We start from the raw sequence: 215 nt of genomic DNA, 5'->3' as shown, positions 1-215 counted from the left end.
TTCAACCTCTCAGTCCGGCTACCAATCGTCGCCTTGGTGGGCCGTTACCTCACCAACTAGCTAATTGGACGCGAGTCCATCTCAAAGCGGATTGCTCCTTTGATATCATCATGATGCCATAACGATATGTCATGCGGTATTAGCGTCCGTTTCCAGACGTTATCCCCCTCTTTGAGGCAGGTTACTCACGCGTTACTCACCCGTCCGCCACTCAG

At 52.1% G+C, this 215-nt stretch carries 1 rRNA gene; it reads right to left on the bottom strand.

Annotated features, from left to right (window positions below):
• A 16S ribosomal RNA gene (locus H6A12_RS13270) occupies window positions 1–215 on the bottom strand; the annotation flags it as partial.

The organism is Merdimmobilis hominis (assembly GCF_016901855.1).
Classification (GTDB): Bacteria; Bacillota; Clostridia; order Oscillospirales; family Ruminococcaceae; genus Paludihabitans.
This window is presented reverse-complemented; position numbering and strand designations above follow the sequence as displayed.